Genomic DNA, 20,015 nt, shown 5'->3' with positions numbered 1-20,015 from the left:
GGCCTTGCAAGGCCGACGCCAAGTGCCACCTTCAGACCCACTCGCCCCTTCTTTTCGTTCGTTCTGAAGCAGGGTGAATCACTGCAAGTAGACCATATAAGCGTGATTGTGCGCCTTTACATTCCTGGAGCGCGCGACCTCATGACAACTAAGCTACCTGGCACTTGATCAGCCAGTGTTTGCTGTCAAAGATTAATTGAGCCTGCCCAATGAGCCTGAATCTTCAGGGCTCAGCACTCATTCGCCATCATCAAAAAAATGAGCCCCAGCAAAAATGCCAGAGCCCATTTTGGGTACCCACATCAACACAAGGTTTTTCACGAATTCCTGAATGCAGGAATTGTGAACACCGTCTGTTGGTTTCCACATAACTTGGCCAAGGGACTCATTGACCCACAAGCATTTTACCCAGTGTGTGCGAAAAATAGTTGGACAGTATGTATGGATAACTTGGCCACCCCTTTATCAGAGCTCGTGCAAAGACACTTGCCTGGCAACCACAAAGCATGGGACATAAAAAAGCCCTCGCCTAGAGCGAGGGCCTTATGTGTCAGGAGCAGCGTTCACGCAAAAGCCTAGTCCGGAGATAACTCTCGTCCTACTGAAGGCATTTCCTCCCAGCCCTCAACACGAGGTACTTCATCCGGCATCTCAGCGAGTAGTTCTTTGAGGGTGTATCTACGGGCTGGCCTGTCACGACCTACGGTACTTTCTGATTTGCTGTGTGCCAACAGATGCACATAGTCACCTTCCTTCAGTTGCTGCTGTTTGACGAACTCATCGGGTACGACCACAAACCATTCGTCACCACGACGTTGTAGAGTTACTTGCATAAAACCTCCTGAGGTTCGGACAGAACAAAAAACACTATTTAAACCATCATGAGCGCGTTGGCTTAGATGGCAAATCAAACAGTTGTGCCTGCTTAGGGCTTAACCCACTGAACAAAATATCCTTCACCGCAACCAGCCCTCCTCGCATCACTCCCGGTGCCACCTGCATCGTCCCAAGAATGGGTACTCCTAGTGCTTTCAAGCGCTCGCTCACCGCTTTTGGACTTGTCCCAAGGTGACCAGCCAACTCACTGACCACCTTGTAGTCACGCATGAACTGATGCACCGCTCGCATTGACACCCAATACACGGGGCGCCCGCGCAGTTGTCCCTCTTCACCGACCAATAAACCACTCTTTACCCAGTGGCGAATACTCTCTGATTTCCAGCCTGTCATACGCGACAATTGCTCTGCCGTTAGCATGGCTACATCATGCGAATTACCCACGATAAGCCTCACTTGCTCGCGGTCAAACTGCAAATCACCCAGCTTCGTAGGTATGTTGGCATTCACCGCCTTTAAAGAGCCTTGTGCAAGCTGCTCGAACACCTCATCCAATACGGCTTTATTCGTAGCCATACGCTTGTTCAAATCATTGATACTGACGGTTTGTAAATCAGTCCTGTCATCCGCTTCGATGTAGCCAAATAACGCACACTGCATAGCCTGAACATCTGCTCGGTCAAATGGCTTATAGAGACTTAAATCCCAAGCCTGGCGCTCACGCTTGGGCAGTAGTCCAACACGTATTAATTGCCGAAGCACGGACTCTGTCAGCCCGGTGATGTCGATGACCTGCGAAAAGTTAAGCGCTGAATCCAGATGCTGCCTGAGCTCATCACACTGCTCTTGAGTCACCGTGTTGAACGAGTTTTCCTTAACCGGTGCTGCACTAGGCATGTGCATCAGCATCATGCGCAATCTCGACGTTTTCACACCAAGCCTTGCCGCCGCGTCAGTCAGGCTGAGATAGCGTGCTGGCGCCAGTTCGTATATCCAGGCATTCTTTGAGTCATGCCCATCAAAGTTTGACGCCACACTACGCGCAAACGCCGAACGCAGTTCAGGGTAGGCCCCATCGGTTAGGCTGCGAAACGCTCGAAACCAAGCCCCCAGGCGATTGGCCAATCCTGCTTTACGCTTATCGCCATGCTCCAAGCGGTGTTTCACCTCACTCTCGAACCCCTGCGGAAAGCTCACAAAGCTCGCGCACGCCGTTTTTAGAAAGTCTCTGGCCTCAGATACCGAACTAAACTTTACAGTTCTTCTAGGCTGTGTAATCTCTGCCGAACCAGATTGGTTATAGCTGCCAAACAAGAAAATCAGTTCATCAAAGGTTCGCCACTGCTCAGTGGTCGTATTTCCAAAGTCTGGCCAGTCTTGCTCTTGCGAGACCTCGCCCCCAATCGCTGCTGCAACCCAAAGAGCTGCCGACTCAGCAGGGGGCGCCTGTGTAGCCGCCAACTCTTGTCCACAGTCACAGAACAGTAGGTTTGCTCGTGACAGCTCAACCGGTTTACTGCACGCAGAACAGGTATCCACAAGCTGGCATCGGTGACGCGTACAGGCCGTCACTAAACCATGACGCCATGCGCTACGAAAGTATCCATACTCGCTAACACAGTGCGGGCAATAAGCATGACGGCTCATGCGTGCAAACTTCTCGCGTAGCGTACGTTGCGTCGGATGTAGACACACCTGCGCCGCCTGCAAGGCGGCCACTGGTTGCCTCGTAAAATCGGCTAAGCGCTCAATACTCCGATTCAATGCCGCATTACTCACCCCACAGTCGAGGTGTCCGACTAAACCGCGTATCCCCGGCACAGACTCTGACGTCGCAACGCGTAATAAATAGCAGGCTAGCGACTCATCCGTCTGGATGGGTAGTACGTTAAAAACCGTCTGCATTATGCCGCCCCCACCAATGCCCCGATGGGGATAAAGCGTTGCAACCCGTGCTCCACCATCACAAGCTTCCAAGCCTGCAGAAGCATCTCATCGGAAATTTCATCAGCCGACTCAAAAGGGTTCAGGCTGTACTCGGTATCACGAGAGTTTTTCGCAAACGCGAGGGCGAGATGATGCGGTTGTAGATGAGAGGCTTGAGCATCCTGCTCTAACGCATTCGCTAGGCTACGTACAAAATTAATCACAAAGCCAAAGCATCCGCCACCCAGCAAATAACAAGCCTTAATAAACCGCATCGCATCCACAGACTCATCATCCATGACACTGCACACGGTTTGATAAACCGCTAATACACCGGCTGCAAAACACTCTCGCTCCGGCGCACTGTGCCAGCCATAAGGCAGGAAATATATGGGCTTATCGCATCGCCCACGAAGCTGCGGATTCTCCTCTCGCAGTCGCGCAGCTAAGGGAATTCCTGAAAAGATGAACGTCACCTGTGGGTTTTCTTCTATCAGCCCTTTAATGAAGTCGGATGCGGCACGTACAGCCGTTTTTCTGCCTTCCTCAACCATGTGCTGGGTTTCATCAAATATCGCCACTCTGAGGCCTGTACTCAAGAATCGCTGCCGCACGCGGTTTCGCATTTCATTCAACTTTATCGCTGTCTGATAGGGCTCACCCATAGCACGCAATATGGCGCTTAAGATTGAACCTGCCGTGCCACCTTCTGGCACCCTGACATACACCAAGTCTTTACTGCGTCCCGCACCGGTATGACGTGTCTGACCAAACCCCAAGTCCAACGCCTCCAAAATACGCGTCTTCCCAATACGTGCAGGCCCCAGAAACATGATGACCTCACGCATCCCTGCATCCGCATGAAGCTTACTAACGACCAGCGCCTTTAACGTCGTATAAAACCGCTCATAGCTATGGTGATAAAAATCCTCCTGCACACATGCGCGCAGAGAATTCACCCGTGCTTGCTTTTCTGCTGCACTCATTTACCCGGCCTCCTGTGGCGACTCACAGGCGTAATATCGGCCAGTTCCAGAGCCATTTCCGGAGGCTGAGGCAACACCTCTTGCGACGCTGTCGACTCGAACCGATGCTGTCTAAGCGCCGGCTGCTCAAGCGCTGATTGGGCTGTTCCGAGAAATGTCGCCTGAGAGCGTCTCGCCTTTTTATCGGCACGCGAGACTTTGACTGTCCGCTCCAGCTCTTCAGCCGCACCCATCACGCGAATACGGAAAGCCTGCGTGATAGCCTCTGATGTCTCAGACTTGAATTTGGTGCGTGCAAAATCACGAGCATCTTTAAAATGCTCCAGCGTCATGGCATACGGCAAGTTGTATTTCAAATGTGCCTGTAAGCGCTGTTTCGATACGGGATGCACAACATGAATCGTTCGTACATCCAGCGGGTCGACAAAAATCTCCAGCTTATCGGGCACGAGCCGAGAGCGCGTACTGATACCAATCTCGTTGTAGAGCGCATGAAGCTCTGGACTTGAGTAAGGCAGCGTTTCATACTCAATGCCTGATTTCTGTAGTGTTCGCTCATGGCGCACCATACGCGCCAAGCGAAACGCTTCATTTGATGGGGGCGGGGCAGGGGTGAAACTTGCTAGCGTCGCCGTCATCCGCGCGGTAGGGGTGAAACCCGTCGTCTCACCGAGCAAGCACGTCGTAAGCGCATGGCGTCCTATTGTTCTCAGAGCGTAATCATCAAAAATAAAACCATTGATGTAGTCGCGTAATGTATCGACGGTAATGCATGCCTGGCGTGCTCCTTCCTCCAAGTCCGCTGCACTGCGGTCTGCTAAGTTCACCGTAGAGCCAGGCAAGCTACTAACGAAAGACTTCAGAGCTCCAATCGCACGCTCCACGAAGGGCTTTCGGTAGGGTGAATACGCGGGGGCGAATGTCACTTTTGTCCCCAGGTTTGTCAGTTGTGTGAACGCGCTGTTACGAAACTCCGAGCCGTTATCGACAACGACCTCACTGATAGCGCCTGTCACCTGCAACCGGTTCTTAATGCCTAGGCGTTCAAACTCAGTCTCATCCAACCCACAACATGCTCGCTGGAAGGTTTGCAGTGCATCCGTACCGTTAGGCGGGCGCATGAATACCTCAGCCGCCAGAAGGTGGCCGGTGGCCACATCAATCGCTACTGCAGCCCATACTTCAACCGGCTTACCACCTTGACCAAACAGGGCAACAATCGGCAGCTTGCAGTAATCCATCTCCACACGCTCAAAGGGCCACTGCACTTTGTAGCTCTCCACACCAAAGCTGGTAATCGCACGGCGTAGTTTGGGATTGAACTTATGCGCATGACGTACCGTCCAGGGCAGTCGAACGACAACGTCTCGCACCCGAGCGTAAGAAATCGGCTTGGCTGGGCAGTCAACGGCCTCCTGTACCGATAAGCGCTGGTTGGTTTTAATGCATAAATCCTTAATACTCAGGTAGGGCTTCTCACTGTTGTCGTAAACGACTTTGCGTATCAACTCCTCTTGAGTAAGGGTCAAGACTGACTTCGTACGGCCCTTACGGCTGTGGCCCGGAAGTAAGGCTTGTTGCCCCCGACGTCGGTATACGGCATACCAGCGTCTAACCGTTCGCGCACTCACGCAGCGCACAGGTCCAGAAGAGGGCTCAGGTACCAACTGACTGCACATCTCATATACCTGACAAGCGGAATGCCCCTGCTCAAGCAAGCGCTCAATCTCTTTCACCGCACGCAATCGAAACGTAAACTCTGCCTTTGATAGTTCGGACAAGCTCGCATCGCTCAAGGCCACAATCGGCGCATCTGCGCTCTGGCCCGTATTGCTCTGCAGATAGGTCAAACGACCTTCCGCAACGGCTGTGTATAGCTGGGGTAAGTCCACAAACTCACGCTGTTCAGAGTGAGCATTTTGTAATTGGACTTGGTTCAAAGCACGGTTAATAGCAACGACAAAAAAACGCTCGTCGCCCCGTACAAACACTTGCCCCTCTTTTAGCTCAGTCAGTTGTCCTGGCATAAAACCTCCCAAGACGTGTTTCTCAAGGCAAGCATAGAGCGCCTAAAGAGCGCCGGCTCCTCTGGTGCATTACCCGCATCCACCACCGTAGTTTGAGGCCCCAACGGCGCACACCACAGGTCTATACTTACCAACTCATCAATCAACAAATGCCAAGTCGCCCAAAGCGTCATATCAAAACGCTTGGCCAGCTGTGCAAGACTGATTGCAGGCTCTGCTTTCACACACGCCAACAACGCATCCCGGTGCTCGAGATACTGAAGGTAGTCAGGGCTTGGGGTGTTCATCGCATCTTTACGACGCAGCATCAGTGCATGAAGCTTGTTCACGTTCGACACCAAAGCCCATAAATACAGCTCTGTGACGCCTGCCGCATATAAGCCAAACTGAATGCCGCGCTGCGCCAGTAGAGCACGCGTGTGCAGCAGCTTTTCGGTGTACTCATCCCCCAACGAAGGCACCCAATTCACATCTTTGGCTTCTATCACCTCATCAACATTGCCCTTCGGCGTTCGCCACCGAAAGCGCAAATCCGGCGTATAGAACACACCGCTCATCCCTGAGTCTTTAAGTTTCTGACGGTGAGTTTGCAGCTGGGCGTGATTGAGCAGCATCCGCTCGTTCACGACATCTACCGTGAACGGCTGGTAATCAATCTGTGTGACGGCATTAGACAGGTCTGCCAGCTTAGCCAGCAGAACCTCAAAGGAGCTCTCTACAGATAACAGCTCTGGATTCTTCTTAAGCTGGAGAAAGGTAGCTTGCTTCAGTGCACCGCGCTTGCCCAGCTGACGCGTAGCGCCCAACGGGTCGATATGTAGTTTATTCACCATGGGGTGCTTCCCATGGCATTTACGTTGTGCTCTGATTTATTCCCTATGACGGGAGTTTTCCCACTCGAATACGACACGCTAACCTCGATAAAAATATGACTCGAGGCACGTATAGTGAAAAAGGTCGCTTTTTTGACGGTGGATTTTTGAAACTGCGGATTTGGGGGCGTTATCTGGGTCAAGTCAGATAAGCATAGACGGGGCAGGGGAGTAGACGACACAGAGCACTGAGAATATTCACAGCACTGTGCAAGCTTCAAGGCCTGCGGCATCGCGCAAGCCTCTAAATTGACTACCTCAACGACATGTTTCGACAGCATTTTGTCCCTCCCGCCTGTTCAGTACCCTCTCATAAATAGGGCAACCTCCCAGAACAGCGGGAAAACACTGTGAAAATAGTCAGTAAAATCAATTACCTGCTTAAACTACTTAATGCTTAAGGTATCCAACAATTACGAAATTGGCAAGAATTTAGTGCTTATTCACATAACTTTGCTTAGCACGTACTAGGTCCATTTTCATACAACAAACTTACAGCTCTTCACATTGAGCTATAAGTTAACGGCGAGAGGGTTGATATAAATCTCAGCAGTGCACCAGTTGCTGGCTCTTACAAAGTCAAATACCTTTCCCCCGTTTGTTAGTACATGGCACTTTAGGCCAAGATGAGTACACACGCGGAGTATTGACATTACGGCGCTCTGCCGCCCTTCACTGTTCTTTTTCGTCTAATAACCCTCCATCCAAGTTTATATTACGCATCTGATAAATCGTATTTACGTGCACTCGTGCCATCTCGTCAATACTGAGAAGGTCAATTCGACGATTTGGAAGGTAGCGAACATTGAGCAGACTATCCAACCCCCTGAGACCTTTGGAGAAATGCATCTTCCCGCCTATCATTTGTTCTCGTGCATAGTTCACACGCTCCTCAAACTCGGCCCTAGTGAAGGGTGTATGCATCTTTGTAAACATTGCTTAGCTCCTCTCTAAAAACTGTCTAACACTGCTCGGACTTCTCCATCGACTCGTAGTATCCATAGCATTTTCCAACCGCAAGGCAGGGAAAATGCATCGCGTTCAATTGCAAGCAAGGCGTTCTCGTATCGACGATTTGAGCCTAAGCTCTCGATAGTACCGCCGTCCCTCCAATGGTACCGAACAGTGCTCGATACCTGTGTCCCCACGAGATGCAGAAATCGAGGCGTAGGGATTGCTGGACTAATGGAGCCAAAATAAGCAATAGTCGGCCTGGCTCTGCCACAGACAGCAATGGGCTCATCCGGCCCTGGTCGGGGCAACTCGGTCGCCTTGAACGTATGTGGGATGGTCTTCACGTGATTTGACTGCCCAGGAGGAACAAGGTGCGATGTGAGTTCTACATGAACGACACGTCGTTCCATTTCTAGGAAGCATTGAAAGTCAAGGAAGACCAACTCTTCATTCGATGGCCGGTAGTTTCGTTCCCTACGACTTTCCAAACATGCAACGAGACTTGCCAACAAGTTCCTCCCGTTTTCTGGTTCTAGGAGACTCTCGGGATTGTAGACCCTGAGCAAGGCCTCAGTACTTCTTAACTTGCTGGCAGGAATAGACTGGAAGAGCGCGGTATTTAAGGCATAGTGAACGATTGAAGCCCAACGGCCGATTGGAAGATTCGGGTCTTCTCGACCACCCTCCGCGACCAGCGATTCCAACTCGCAGGCCATTTCAACTGTCTGCGGGGAACAAGAGGCGGCCATTTGAGCCGTGAACGCGTGAAGGACGTCTTCGGTAAGTACACCGAGCTTGGACAAATCGTGCCAAAGCATATACAGCGTCGCCGGCACGAAACTTGGTGGCCGCACGTCTGTGGCAGGAATGGGGCTTGGAGAGTTATCAGGGAACCTCTCTTGCAACATTTTGAAGGCCGTCACGGCTGAATCAATACCACGCTTGCTCGCGCGCTCAGCGATTCGTATGAATGTCGTGAATCTACCGACATGCCGACACTGCTCGGTAACCCGAACAATCTCGATGTGCGACTCGATGTGCTGCCACAATCCGACAGGGTCTTCACGGGAGAGAATGTCCAGCGTTGCCGAAGCAATATCAGCGCGATTTCTCCTGTCCATCGAGATAGCCAGACCAGCGAGACTTGAAAGCCAATCTCCGTTAGCGCGTGCAAGCCACAGTATCATGGCGGCACCGCTGTCGCGACGCTCCCAAGCCGGATGGTCTAATGTCCAAAGCAAGAGTTCAAATAGGGACTCAGATGCAGTACCAGTTGCAGAGTTACCAATATATGCAAACTGCGCCGATGAGGCGTCGCCCACAATTTGCCGGACATGGTCAATAACTACCTCCAACAGTGCAGCTTGCTGAGCTGCGTCGACCTTTTCCCCAACCAAAGATATGAGGTGGGATGCAATCACCCAGCGTTGCGTATGGCGCTCTTCGAGAGCAAGTGGTCCATACAGTCTGGCGAGGTCATCGGCATTCTGAACTTGAGCGCTGATGAGTCGGTCGGCGTCGCTGCCGGAATGGTTATTCGACCAAACCGACCATCCCCCTGCCTGCAACGTCTGTAGCGCCCCGATGCACTCTTGAGTCGCTGCCGAGAAGTTGCGTCGCTTCAGCAGTATGCGCGCGGTCTCAATCTGAGTACAGGCGTCCTTTACTGCTGCACGTTTGCCAAACATCCCGGGCATAAATAAGCGGTCATCCTCGGCATCCTCCTCCTCAACTACGCCATCGTTCGGCTGCTTAGTGTCAACGTCAAATCTCGGCGTCTTGTCTCTTTCCTCTTGCTCATAGCGAAGACCAAAACTCGATGTCAGTTGTTCAAGCTGGCGCTCATCGAGTTTGGACTTCACTTCATCCAAGAGATACGCGTAATCGGGACGAAGGGCGGGCGGCAAGCTAGGGACAAGGGCCCTTAACAACAGCCAAGCTCGTTCAGAGTTCAAAGTGTTTACAATCGAGTGGACCCGGACCTTTGCCTGTGCCAAGTCATCTGCGCTACTTACCAGTTCCGTGATGATGGCTGCGTATTCCCTCCCCCAGTCAGTCAGATGTCGTTCGTCACCGTGCTGGTACACTTCGAGGAGTGCCCAACGCAACTGCCAGCTCGCTTGCCCACGGCTGTGGCGTAGCAGCGCAAGCAGGGCGGCCTGCTCTTCCAGGGCGGCCCCCGGAAACCTCATGCCTACAAGAGTTGAGACGCGGTCGAGACTGCCACTCGTCGCCTGTAAGAACAACTCATCGAGCGTTCCACAGCTCTGATGCTGGAAATATCTAACAGCATCCGAGAAAAGCGACCGTCGGCAGAGCTGCCCAATGAAATTACCCTTGTCGGCACGGATAAAACGCTGAAACGTCATCTCACCAGTTGCACGTTCTAAGAGACCAGCGATTTGGGCGAGCGACGTCGTCTTCACGGGGAATGCAGTGGGTAGCGTCTCCAGTGTGCCGGTCATCATGGACAGCTGGTCTTCTTTGTACCAGCTAGGTCCCATCGAGAACGAGAGCACCGATTTATATGTTCCAAGCGCCTCCTCGTTCGCTCCCTGCCGGGCCAACAACTGGACAATCTGCAGAAGCTCTGGAATAAGTTCAAACCTGTTTTCCAAGTTCGCTACGACGTAATCCCTCCAACGTAATACGAGCGTGAAGACCTTATCCGCGTTCTGTCCTTCCGGGCTGCGTTCGACGAAGAGGCTCAGCACTCCTTGGAGCGTTTGTCGAAACCCTTCGTTGTAGAGGCCAAGTTGTACGTCGAACCCGTCCTCTATCGCGTCGAGCAATACTGCCGCTTTCGTCGGAAAACAATCAACCACCAGCTTTGCGATGCGCCGGTATAGCCGCGGAACCACGGTCTCTGGAATCAAGTAACTTGCCTCCCAGCTGATACGCGATTCAAGCTTGAAGGCGAAGCACGGAAGAAGCACGTCGGCTACGAACGACCATACGGCGTCCAGACCTGCTTGGTCTTTTGTAGCCATTGCCCTTCGGCCTTTGCCGTCACACCATGCAACGACTCGTGCGATGTCCTCAAGCGACGATTCCCAATCCTCTGAGGTCGGCATTTGCACTGAAGGTACGGCGTTTCCGTTCTCAAGGAATGAAGATGCTCGAAGGTACAGCATCGCACTCTCGAAGAGAGCTTCGTCAGGAGCAGCTGGATTCTGAGTGTAAAAGGGCAGCTTCCCGTCGCCCATATCTACGCCCATGGAGTACGCCTTGACGAGACCGGCAGCCGCCCCCGTTTCAATCAAAACATCCGCGAAGTCGAATCGCCTGTCCTCGGGACGCAGAGGCGCATCAATAGCTCTTTCAATATCCGAAAGGACGAGGTCAACCATGTTTCGCTTGAGCGCGAATCCGTAATATTCTGAGTGTATTTCGGCATGCTTCAGGGTCTGAAGAAAGAAAAGCAATTGGTGGCGCAAATCCACTTCGGCCGGCAGACCTAGCTTCAGAAAAGGCCGATAATCGCCTTTGAAGCAAAGCCGCGCCCCCATCATCTCGCCGGTCAACTGCCGAAGTATTTCATCCCCCTCATCTTTCGAGAAGTTGCCATGAGGGCTGCGCAGGATTCCTTCGACGATGGCGCGAAGGAATCTAGTGAACGGTGGGTCGTCACCCGCGGCTTGCGCAAGTGAAAAAGCATGCAGTCGAAGAGTCACGGCCCTGAACAACTCTCCAGTGCTGACGCCGTTTTCAGAGTGCATTTTTTCAAAGACTGTATTTATTTCACGCTGAGCTAGCTCCAAAACTTCTATAGCCTGCTCAGGGCTGCCCTGTTGTGTCAGGGCATGTGCCACGGCGAAAGCCTCATCTACCGAGACGATTAAACGACCGTTGCGGACGACATGCCGAAGCGCGCTCTCAGTTTTTCCGAGTGAGATGAGTGCTAGAGCCACGAGCTCAGCCGACTGCACGAAGAGCACGTTGTAGCGGAAGGTCAGACGCTGAGAGAGCAGCAGCAGGCGAACGACATCAGTTACTGTCCCGAATCTGGTGGCTGCAGCGAGAGTTTCTTCAATATCTGCAAGCAAAACGTCTGGCTCTGCGCCGAGCAACACAGAATCGTCCACCCACGCTTGGTCGCAACCCTGAATAGCCTGCAACTGGTGCTCTTGGCCCCCCCTCAGCGCATGGTAGACCTTGTTCAAGGCCCCGTAGTCACCGCTCTCTCTTACGCTGCAAAAAGCTGCGAGACGCGCGTGTACCCATTCATCGATGGCTACCGTCTTGTGCACAACATACTCTGAGAATGATGGGTGATAAATAGCAGTGTTCTCAGGATTGGCAAGTAGGTGCCGGACGCGCAGGAGAGCGGATGGAAATATTCCCAATTCCGCAGAGGTAAGCATGCTTGTCAGGGTATTGGTCGGGACACCCCAGCGCAGGCGGGCAATGATGCCAAGCAGGTTGACGACATCAGCGTTAAGCGCGAACCTGGCCCAGATGGTCTCATAGTAGTCTTGAATGGAGCCACTAAACACCGGCAGCTCAGCGATGTCATCCGGGGTGGCTCCACCATTTACCAAGTCAGCCAGGTACCGAAGATAGAGCGGGTGTCCCATCGCTCGGTCACAAAGCGCCGCTACGATTTCCGTGGTCGCCTTATCCTTATCCAGAAATTCGACACAAACCCCGTATTGGACGTCTCGGTCAAGAGTTGGGAGGGAAAGACGCTCCCCACCTCGAAAGATTGCCCCGAGGCTGCTGGCAATTGAATCCAACCCAACGCCAGTAACGACCACCACTAGGCCGTCAGGAACCGTTTGCGGCAATAGGTTGACGAATCGCTTTAGGGCTTCTTCGCCCACAACGGCAGCCTCATTGATGCCATCGATAAAAAGCACGCCAATCTTACCTGCCTTCGCGCAGCGCTTCGCCAAAGATTGAAGTACCTCGTTGGTCTTTTCAATTAGCTGGCTGTACGAAAGCTCCATCAACCTAGCAGGCTTGCCCGTCGTCCATGTGGAGAACAACGAGTTCACCCAGTCGAAAAAGACCTCCGGTTGTGCTTGATGTGCTGGCGTTGAGCCACGAGCGCATTCATTAAATTGGTAGATGCCGAGCCTTTCCAATTCAGGCGATTCTGGCCTGAATTGTTGGCAGTACGTAGACTTGCCGATACCGTGTGAGCCCTCGACAAATATGTATCCACCGCGCTTGGTGACAATAGCGGACTCGAAGATTGCGTCAAAGGCTGGCCGCGTTCCGATTGGTCCGGACTCTGCACTACCAGCCGGTTCATCAGTTAGCAGGCAGTTCGCCACCAGGAAAGGCTTCAGCATCTCGAGACTCAAGGCCCCGATGGCGCTGTCGATGTTGAGCCGCAGCAGGCCTTTGCAGACGGCACCGACCATCAATGCAGCACCGGAGAGACCGCGATAGTCCGACAGGTGCGTGCCTGGCTCCACCGAAAGGTCCAAGTCGACACCGTGCACCCGCTCGGTTAAGGTCTGCTGAATCTCGCCCTTGGCAACGTGCCCTAGCAGTAGCTTTGCCACCGGGTAACCGAATGCGAACCACCTCTCACCAGGACGCAGGCCATCAGCGTCAATCGGTATGGGTTCGACATTGAGCTGAAGAGGTAGTTGCAGCAGACAAACATCGAGGTCATCGTCATATGAACCCACGGCCACTGTATACTTAATCGCAGATGAGCCAGCTCCAAACTGAACGACGACGGGCTCGCCAGCATTCACTGCGCATTTTACACAGTGATAAGCCGTGAGAATGAGGTCCGCAGTGATAAGCCATCCGGTACCAGTTTCGTCCTTGCCCATGACTTGGCAGGTAGCTTGCTTGATTTCCTCTTCAGTCATAGTTGTGTCCTCCCACTTGAATCCAGTTGTTCTCAGCTACATGTACGCTAAAGGCTGTGTCGGACCTCGAGATATGTGATTCAAGTTTCCTGGACGCAGCAGTTTCATAGTTAAAAAATAGTTGTCTCTTAAACGGCGCCGGTCGGTCCACGATTTCGGTCAGCACCTCAAAATCTGGATGACCGTGGCGGCTTCCATCAGATGAAATGAGAAAGCATGGCGAGTCTGCGATTGAGAGCAGCTCCACACTTGTGTTGTGGAGGCTCCCGTGGTGAGAGACCTTGATGGCGTCAAAAATGAGGGGGTCGGCTGTTGGCTGGAGCGCCTTTAAGCGGTCTACGACGTCTTCCGCCCACGCGTCTCCTAAGAAGAGCAGTCGAGTGTTTTCATTGAAGATAAGAAGTGCGATAGAACTGCCATTTGGAATAGATGCATCTGGCGCGTAGACGTCCACGAGTCGTCGACTGCTGTTGGCCGATATAGGCGTTACCTGAGGGATAGGCGGGGGAGGCAAGGTAGCGCACCACATCTCATAGGCATCGTCGAGGAGGTCGCTAGGCTGCGAGGAGCCCTTGTAGCCTAGCTTTCGGACCTCCCTCAACCAAAAGTCGCGCAGCTTCTCCAGTCGGACGGTCCTTGGCCCAATAACCTGAACACCCACATTGTTTGGCAGAGAAACAGGAGAATCATTTTCACTTATACAACTCGTGCCGTCACCCGAATTCCAGGTGTAACCATACTGTCGAAGGAGCTTGGCGAGTGAACTTCCTTGTCGAGCGCTGATGGGGTTAGGCGACGAAGTTGCGACTCCTTGAAAGCCACGCCGCCGAATGGCTTCAAGAACCACCTGGTCATACAAGCCGTCAGACTGCGCTGTAGGGGTTGACGGCAATGACCGCAAGCTGTTGTGCCATACGGCGTCGACCTCGATACCACGTTTGTCAGGAGTGCCATTAAGCGAGAAGAACTCCAAAAGGCCGCCGATGTGGTCGGCGTCGATGTGCGTGCATACAACCAAGTCGAGCCGGCCCCCTTCCTTTGCAAGAAGCTCCAAGTCCGTCGCAATGAAGTCTTGGTAGGTACTCGCAAAGCCTGCATCAATAAGGATGTACGTACCGTCAGCGTTGACAAGGAAGGAGTCGCCGTTCTTGGCGGGATACATCTTCAGTCTGAACATATGAATGTGGGATTGGTTGGTTGCCTCTGTATCCGTTGTACTTAACCCTGTTCGCACAGCCAACTGTGCTTACTACTAAGGATAGCTGCTTTTCAGCGTACACTGTTGAGATATCCAGCACTACGTTACCGAAAAGCAGTCCTCGGTAAGCTTCGCCTCCTAGCCTATATCGGACGACGGTGCTCAGTCATCCGATGACCGGAACTGGCCAAACTCTGTCAGTTAACTCAAGCAGAATTCACACCATGGTGCGATTCAGATAAAGAAAGCGGCTCCTGAAAAGTAAGCCGCTTCTCATACCCTCAGAAACAGTGGCCAACTTATCCAATCACAACTGGCCAACTATTCTCTAAACCAACACGTCATCAAATATCCAGGTTCCCCGCCTGCAAGGCATGAGTCTCGATAAAGGCACGGCGTGGCTCCACGTGATCGCCCATCAGGGTCGTGAAGATTTGATCCGCGTCGATGGCATCGGCAATCTGCACACGCAAGAGGCGACGGACGTTGGGGTCCATGGTGGTTTCCCACAGCTGGCTGGGGTTCATCTCACCCAGACCTTTGTAGCGCTGCTTGCTCATACCACGCTCGGCTTCGGTCAACAACCATTGCATGACTTCACGGAAGTCATCGACCTCGGTTTCACGACGTTTGTCACCTTCACCACGTGCGACCTTTGCCCCCTCACCAATCAGGCCGGCAAAGGTCTCGCCCGCACGGGCCAGGGTTTGATGGTCGGCGCCACGCATGAAGTTGCGGTCGAACACGGTCACGCGGATATTGCCGTGATGCAAACGCTGCACCACTACGCGCCAGGATTCGCTGGCCTCATCAAAGGCCGCAAACACTTTCACCACGTTAGGCATCGCCTCGTTATACAGTGCTTTTTCCAAATCCTGCGCGCTTTGCTCAGCCTGCTCCTGAGTATCCAGATTCAGCTTCACGCCTTCAGCCAGCGCAGACAAAGCATCACCGTCCATATGGCGCGACAGACGCTCTATCACGCCCTTGGCCTTCACATAGCGGTGAGCATAATCGGACAGGGCCTCGCCGGTGATGGGAGCCGCGCCTTCGGATGGGGTCAGCACAGCATCGCGCAGGGCCAACCTCAACATGAATTCGGCTTCCTCGGCGTCGTCCTTCAGATAAATCTCTTCACGACCCACCTTGACCCTGTAGAGCGGCGGCTGGGCAATGTAGACGTAGCCACGCTCGATCAGCTCAGGCATCTGGCGGTACAGCAGCGTCAGCAGCAGCGTACGAATGTGAGCACCGTCCACGTCCGCGTCAGTCATGATGATGATGCGGTGGTAGCGCAGTTTGTCGATATCAAAGTCCGGGCCAATGCTGGTGCCCAGCGCGGTGATCAAGGTGGTGATCTGTTCACTGGAAATCAGACGATCAAAACGGGCTTTTTCAACGTTCAGCACCTTGCCGCGCAAAGGCAGAATAGCCTGGAATTTACGGTCCCGGCCTTGCTTGGCCGAACCGCCTGCGGAGTCACCCTCCACAATGTACAGTTCGCACAGGGCGGGATCTTTTTCCTGACAGTCGGCCAGCTTGCCGGGCAGGCCAGCACCTTCCAGCACGCTTTTGCGACGTGTCATCTCGCGGGCTTTACGGGCCGCCTCACGAGCACGGGCCGCTTCCACGATCTTGCCACACAGCGCCTTGGCGTCGCCGGGGTTCTCCAGCAACCAGGTTTCCAGGGTCCGACCCACCGCTTCTTCAACGGCAGGGCGCACTTCGCTGGACACCAGCTTGTCTTTGGTCTGGCTGCTGAATTTGGGTTCGGGCACCTTGACCGACAAAACGCACACCAGGCCTTCGCGCATGTCATCGCCCGAGGTGTCGACCTTGGCTTTCTTGGCCAGCTCGTTATCGGCAATGTATTTGTTCAGCACGCGGGTCATGGCCGCACGCAGACCGGTCAGGTGGGAACCACCATCACGTTGGGGGATATTGTTGGTGAAGCACAGCACCGTCTCGGCATAACTGTCGTTCCACTGCATGGCCACTTCAACGGACACTGTCGTGCCGCCGGCGCTGGATTCGGTGGCAACACTAAAGACATTTGGGTGCAGCGGAGTCTTGTTGCGGTTGATAAAGTCAACAAAGCCTTTGACCCCGCCCAGGAAGGCAAAGTCTTCTTCCTTGCCCTGAATCTCGTCAACCAGACGGATCTTGACGCCATTGTTCAGGAAAGACAGCTCGCGCAAGCGCTTGGCCAGAATTTCGTGGTGGTATTCGATATTGCTGAAAATCTCCACGTCGGCCAGGTAACGCACGCAGGTGCCCGTGCGGCCTTCTGCGGGGCCGGTCACCGACAAGGGCGCCGTGCGCTCACCACGGCGAAACTCCACCTGATGTTCGTTACCGTTGCGCCAGATCGTCAGCAACAGCCATTCGGACAGGGCATTCACACATGACACACCCACACCATGCAGGCCGCCAGACACCTTGTAGGAGTTCTGGTCAAATTTGCCGCCGGCATGCAGTTCGGTCATGACGATTTCAGCGGCGCTGCGCTGATGCTCGTCGTCCTTGTGGATATCGGTTGGAATACCGCGGCCGTTATCACACACCGAAATGCTGTTATCGGAATGGATGGTGACGACGATATCGTCGCAATGACCGGCCAAGGCCTCATCAATCGCGTTATCCACCACCTCGAAAACCATGTGGTGCAGGCCGGTGCCATCGGACGTATCCCCGATGTACATGCCTGGACGCTTGCGCACGGCCTCCAGGCCTTTGAGCATTTTGATGGAATCAGCACCGTAATCGGCTGGCTGGGTGGTCGTGGTTTGATCGGTCATAGCATAAAACCTTGTAATAGCCTGTCTGCTTCAAGCGGGCATGACCCGGCGGGCCATGCCTGTCGAACATGCCGCATTAAATGCGCATCGGCATGACCACGTACTTGAAGTGTTCTTGCTCGGGCAGCGTCATCAACACCGAGGCGTTGGCATCGGGCTGCACAGACCAGCGGACTGTTTCGTCCTTGATGCTGGCCAACACATCGAGCAGATAGCTGACGTTAAAGCCAACGTCCAGACTTTCGTGTTCATAATCAATATCCAGCTCTTCGACCGCTTCTTCCTGCTCGGCATTGGAAGCGGAAATCTTCAGCTGGTTTTGCGACAGTTGCAGTCGCACGCCACGCAGTTTGTCGGTGGTTAGGATGGCCGCACGTTGCAAACTGCCTTGCAGCACGTCGCGGCTAACATCAAAGTGGCGGGTGTAGTTGGAAGGGATCACGCGCGCAAAGTCGGGGAATTTGCCTTCCACCAGTTTGGAGATCAACTCCACATCGCCAAAACGGAAACGGATCTGACGGCTGGACACATCAATATTGACCAGATCGTCGGTATCGCCCAGCAGACGCTGCATTTCCAGCACGGTCTTGCGAGGCACAATAATGTCGTGGCGCTCCTGCACACCGTCAATCGCAGTGGCATTATGGGCCAGGCGGTGCCCGTCCGTGGTCACCGTACGCACCATGCCGGGCTCGAACACCAGCAACATGCCGTTCAGGTAGTAGCGGATATCCTGCTGGGCCATGGCAAAGTGCACCGTGTTGAACAGGTGCTTGAGGGTGCGCTGGGGCATGCTCAGCGACACATCCCATTGCTCGGGCAGGGTAAGCACTGGAAAATCAGCCGCTTCCAGCGTCTGCAACTGAAAACGGCTCTTGCCAGACTGAATGGTCAGCTTGCCGCTGTCCAGACCCAGACGCACGTCACCAAAATCGGGCAGGGCTTTGAGAATGTCCAGCAGCTTGCGGGCTGCCACCGTGGTGGCCGCATTGTCCTCACCCACACCAAAGCCGGCATTGGTGGTGATCTGCACTTCCAGATCTGTGGCCAGGAAAGAGACGTCCGAGCCGTTTTTACGCAGCAGGATGTTGGCCAGAATCGGCAAAGTATGGCGGCGCTCCACAATGCCAACAACTGTGGATAAGGGCTTTAGCAATGCGTCGCGGGTAGCTTGAACGAGTTGCATGGTCATCCTTTGAGAGTTTGTTCCAGTACGTGTAATGCGTGATTCAATTCGGCTTGCTTGGTGCGTGCGTCCGAGATCTTGCGCACTGCGTGCAGCACCGTTGTGTGGTCCCTGCCACCGAAAAGATCGCCAATTTCCGGCAAACTCTTTTGGGTCAGTTCCTTGGCCAGATACATGGCCACCTGACGCGGCATGGCGATATTGGCGGGGCGGCGCTTGGAGTACATATCCGCGACCTTGATTTTATAAAAATCGGCTACGGTTTTCTGGATATTTTCCACGGTGATCTGCCCATTGGAGACGGACAGCAAATCCTTGAGCGCATCCTTGCACACTTCCACCGTCAGGACATCGCGACCATGAAAACGGGCATAAGCCGAGACCTTGCGCAAAGCTCCTTCCAGTTCACGCACGTTGCTGCGCAAATGCTTGGCGATAAAGAAGGCCACTTCTTCCGGCATGGCGATGCCTTCGGCCTGAGCTTTGCGCAGCAAAATTGCTACACGCATTTCCAGCTCGGGTGGCTCGATGGCCACGGTCAGACCGGAGTCAAAGCGCGAGATCAGGCGGCTATCAATATTGGCCAGCTCTTTGGGGTACGTATCCGAGGTGATGATGATCTGCTTGCGCTGGGCCACCATCGCTTCAAAGGCGTAGAAAAACTCTTCCTGCGTGCGGTTCTTGCCGGCAAAAAACTGAATATCGTCAATCAGCAGCAAATCCAGCGAATGGTAATAACGCTTGAACTCGTCAAACGCCTTGCGCTGGTAGGCCTTGACCACGTCTGACACGTACTGGTCGGCATGGACATACCGTACCCGCACACCATTGCCATTGGCGACCAGCGCATTGCCGATCGCGTGAATCAGGTGTGTCTTGCCCAAACCCACGCCACCATACAGAAAGAGCGGGTTATAGGAGACACCAGGATTCTCGGCCACCTGCAAGGCCGCAGCGCGTGCCAGCTGGTTGGCTTTACCCGTTACGAAATTGTCGAAGGTCAGTTCGGCATTCAGGCGCGAGCGATCCTGTACCGCATCCACCACCGCGGTCACGGCCGGATTGGCGCCGGGCGGGGCCAGGTTCTCACCGGCTGGACTGCCGGCAGGCGCGGGCGCGGCCCGGTCAGCCAGGGCGCGACGAGGCGCCGCGCTGGCCGAAGGCAGCTCGAACTGAACCGTTACGGGACATTCGTAGAAATCCGAGGCCAGTTCCTCGATGCGCGTAGCAAAATTCTTGCGGACCCAATCCAGCTTGAAACGGTTAGGAGCAGAAACGCGCAACACCCCGGCCTCACTATCGAAGTCCAGGGGAACCAGTGGACGAATCCACGCACTTATTTGTTGGGGGGGAAGCTCCTGCTCCAATTTCTGAACGCAGGACTGCCAGAATTCATTCAT

General features: G+C 53.8%; 11 protein-coding genes and 1 pseudogene. All 12 read right to left on the bottom strand.

Annotated features, from left to right (window positions below):
- Nucleotides 1-575: 575 nt before the first annotated feature.
- Entirely contained in the window at nt 576-833 is a 258-nt protein-coding gene (locus RSQ48_RS00060) for a hypothetical protein (RefSeq protein ID WP_083055128.1), read from the bottom strand.
- Between the two features lie 46 nt (nt 834-879).
- Nucleotides 880-2,376: a hypothetical protein gene (locus RSQ48_RS00055; RefSeq protein WP_415302365.1), complete on the bottom strand. Its 1,497-nt coding sequence runs from the start codon at nt 2,374-2,376 to the stop codon at nt 880-882.
- Nucleotides 2,377-2,388: 12 nt separating this feature from the next.
- Nucleotides 2,389-2,742 (bottom strand): annotated as a pseudogene (locus tag RSQ48_RS00050) (TniQ family protein); the annotation flags it as partial.
- Nucleotides 2,742-3,749 (bottom strand): TniB family NTP-binding protein, encoded by a 1,008-nt coding sequence (locus RSQ48_RS00045; protein ID WP_415302019.1) that lies wholly within the window; start codon nt 3,747-3,749, stop codon nt 2,742-2,744. The pseudogene RSQ48_RS00050 and the gene RSQ48_RS00045, both read right to left, overlap by 1 nt.
- A complete protein-coding gene (locus RSQ48_RS00040) occupies nt 3,746-5,788 on the bottom strand; it encodes a Mu transposase C-terminal domain-containing protein (RefSeq protein WP_415302018.1) in 2,043 nt (680 codons plus the stop codon). The genes RSQ48_RS00045 and RSQ48_RS00040 overlap by 4 nt, the downstream gene beginning before the upstream one ends.
- Nucleotides 5,761-6,609: a hypothetical protein gene (locus RSQ48_RS00035; protein WP_415302017.1), complete on the bottom strand. Its 849-nt coding sequence runs from the start codon at nt 6,607-6,609 to the stop codon at nt 5,761-5,763. Before RSQ48_RS00035 ends, RSQ48_RS00040 begins: the two co-directional genes overlap by 28 nt.
- 711 nt (nt 6,610-7,320) lie before the next feature.
- The gene (gene avs1c / locus RSQ48_RS00030) at nt 7,321-7,572 is read right to left on the bottom strand and encodes an AVAST type 1 anti-phage system protein Avs1c (protein ID WP_415302363.1); all 252 of its coding nucleotides are present in this window, start codon (nt 7,570-7,572) and stop codon (nt 7,321-7,323) included.
- A 26-nt stretch (nt 7,573-7,598) separates the two neighbouring features.
- Nucleotides 7,599-13,433, bottom strand: a complete 5,835-nt coding sequence (gene avs1b, locus RSQ48_RS00025) for an AVAST type 1 anti-phage system protease Avs1b (protein ID WP_415302016.1) — start codon at nt 13,431-13,433, stop codon at nt 7,599-7,601.
- A complete protein-coding gene (gene avs1a, locus RSQ48_RS00020) occupies nt 13,426-14,610 on the bottom strand; it encodes an AVAST type 1 anti-phage system MBL fold metallo-hydrolase Avs1a (RefSeq protein WP_415302015.1) in 1,185 nt (394 codons plus the stop codon). Before avs1a ends, avs1b begins: the two co-directional genes overlap by 8 nt.
- 365 nt (nt 14,611-14,975) lie before the next feature.
- A complete protein-coding gene (gyrB, locus tag RSQ48_RS00015; RefSeq protein WP_415302014.1) occupies nt 14,976-17,429 on the bottom strand; it encodes a DNA topoisomerase (ATP-hydrolyzing) subunit B in 2,454 nt (817 codons plus the stop codon).
- A 76-nt stretch (nt 17,430-17,505) separates the two neighbouring features.
- On the bottom strand, nt 17,506-18,615 hold the full coding sequence (gene dnaN, locus RSQ48_RS00010; protein WP_003800766.1) for a DNA polymerase III subunit beta: 1,110 nt from the start codon (nt 18,613-18,615) through the stop codon (nt 17,506-17,508).
- A gap of 2 nt (nt 18,616-18,617) precedes the next feature.
- Nucleotides 18,618-20,015 carry a chromosomal replication initiator protein DnaA gene (gene dnaA, locus RSQ48_RS00005; protein ID WP_003800768.1) on the bottom strand — a complete coding sequence of 466 codons (1,398 nt, stop codon included), beginning with the start codon at nt 20,013-20,015 and terminating at the stop codon, nt 18,618-18,620.

The sequence above is a fragment of the Alcaligenes sp. SJTW-7 genome (assembly GCF_047716895.1).
In the GTDB taxonomy this organism is placed as follows: Bacteria; Pseudomonadota; Gammaproteobacteria; order Burkholderiales; family Burkholderiaceae_B; genus Alcaligenes; species Alcaligenes ammonioxydans.
This window is presented reverse-complemented; position numbering and strand designations above follow the sequence as displayed.

Coding starts and splice junctions, on each gene's coding strand:
- dnaN (WP_003800766.1), bottom strand. CDS start 18,615: ATGCAACTCGTTCAAGCTACCCGCGACGCATTGCTAAAGCCCTTATCC.
- RSQ48_RS00060 (WP_083055128.1), bottom strand. CDS start 833: ATGCAAGTAACTCTACAACGTCGTGGTGACGAATGGTTTGTGGTCGTA.
- RSQ48_RS00045 (WP_415302019.1), bottom strand. CDS start 3,749: ATGAGTGCAGCAGAAAAGCAAGCACGGGTGAATTCTCTGCGCGCATGT.
- RSQ48_RS00035 (WP_415302017.1), bottom strand. CDS start 6,609: ATGGTGAATAAACTACATATCGACCCGTTGGGCGCTACGCGTCAGCTG.
- dnaA (WP_003800768.1), bottom strand. CDS start 20,015: ATGAATGAATTCTGGCAGTCCTGCGTTCAGAAATTGGAGCAGGAGCTT.
- avs1b (WP_415302016.1), bottom strand. CDS start 13,433: ATGACTGAAGAGGAAATCAAGCAAGCTACCTGCCAAGTCATGGGCAAG.
- gyrB (WP_415302014.1), bottom strand. CDS start 17,429: ATGACCGATCAAACCACGACCACCCAGCCAGCCGATTACGGTGCTGAT.
- avs1c (WP_415302363.1), bottom strand. CDS start 7,572: ATGCATACACCCTTCACTAGGGCCGAGTTTGAGGAGCGTGTGAACTAT.
- avs1a (WP_415302015.1), bottom strand. CDS start 14,610: ATGTTCAGACTGAAGATGTATCCCGCCAAGAACGGCGACTCCTTCCTT.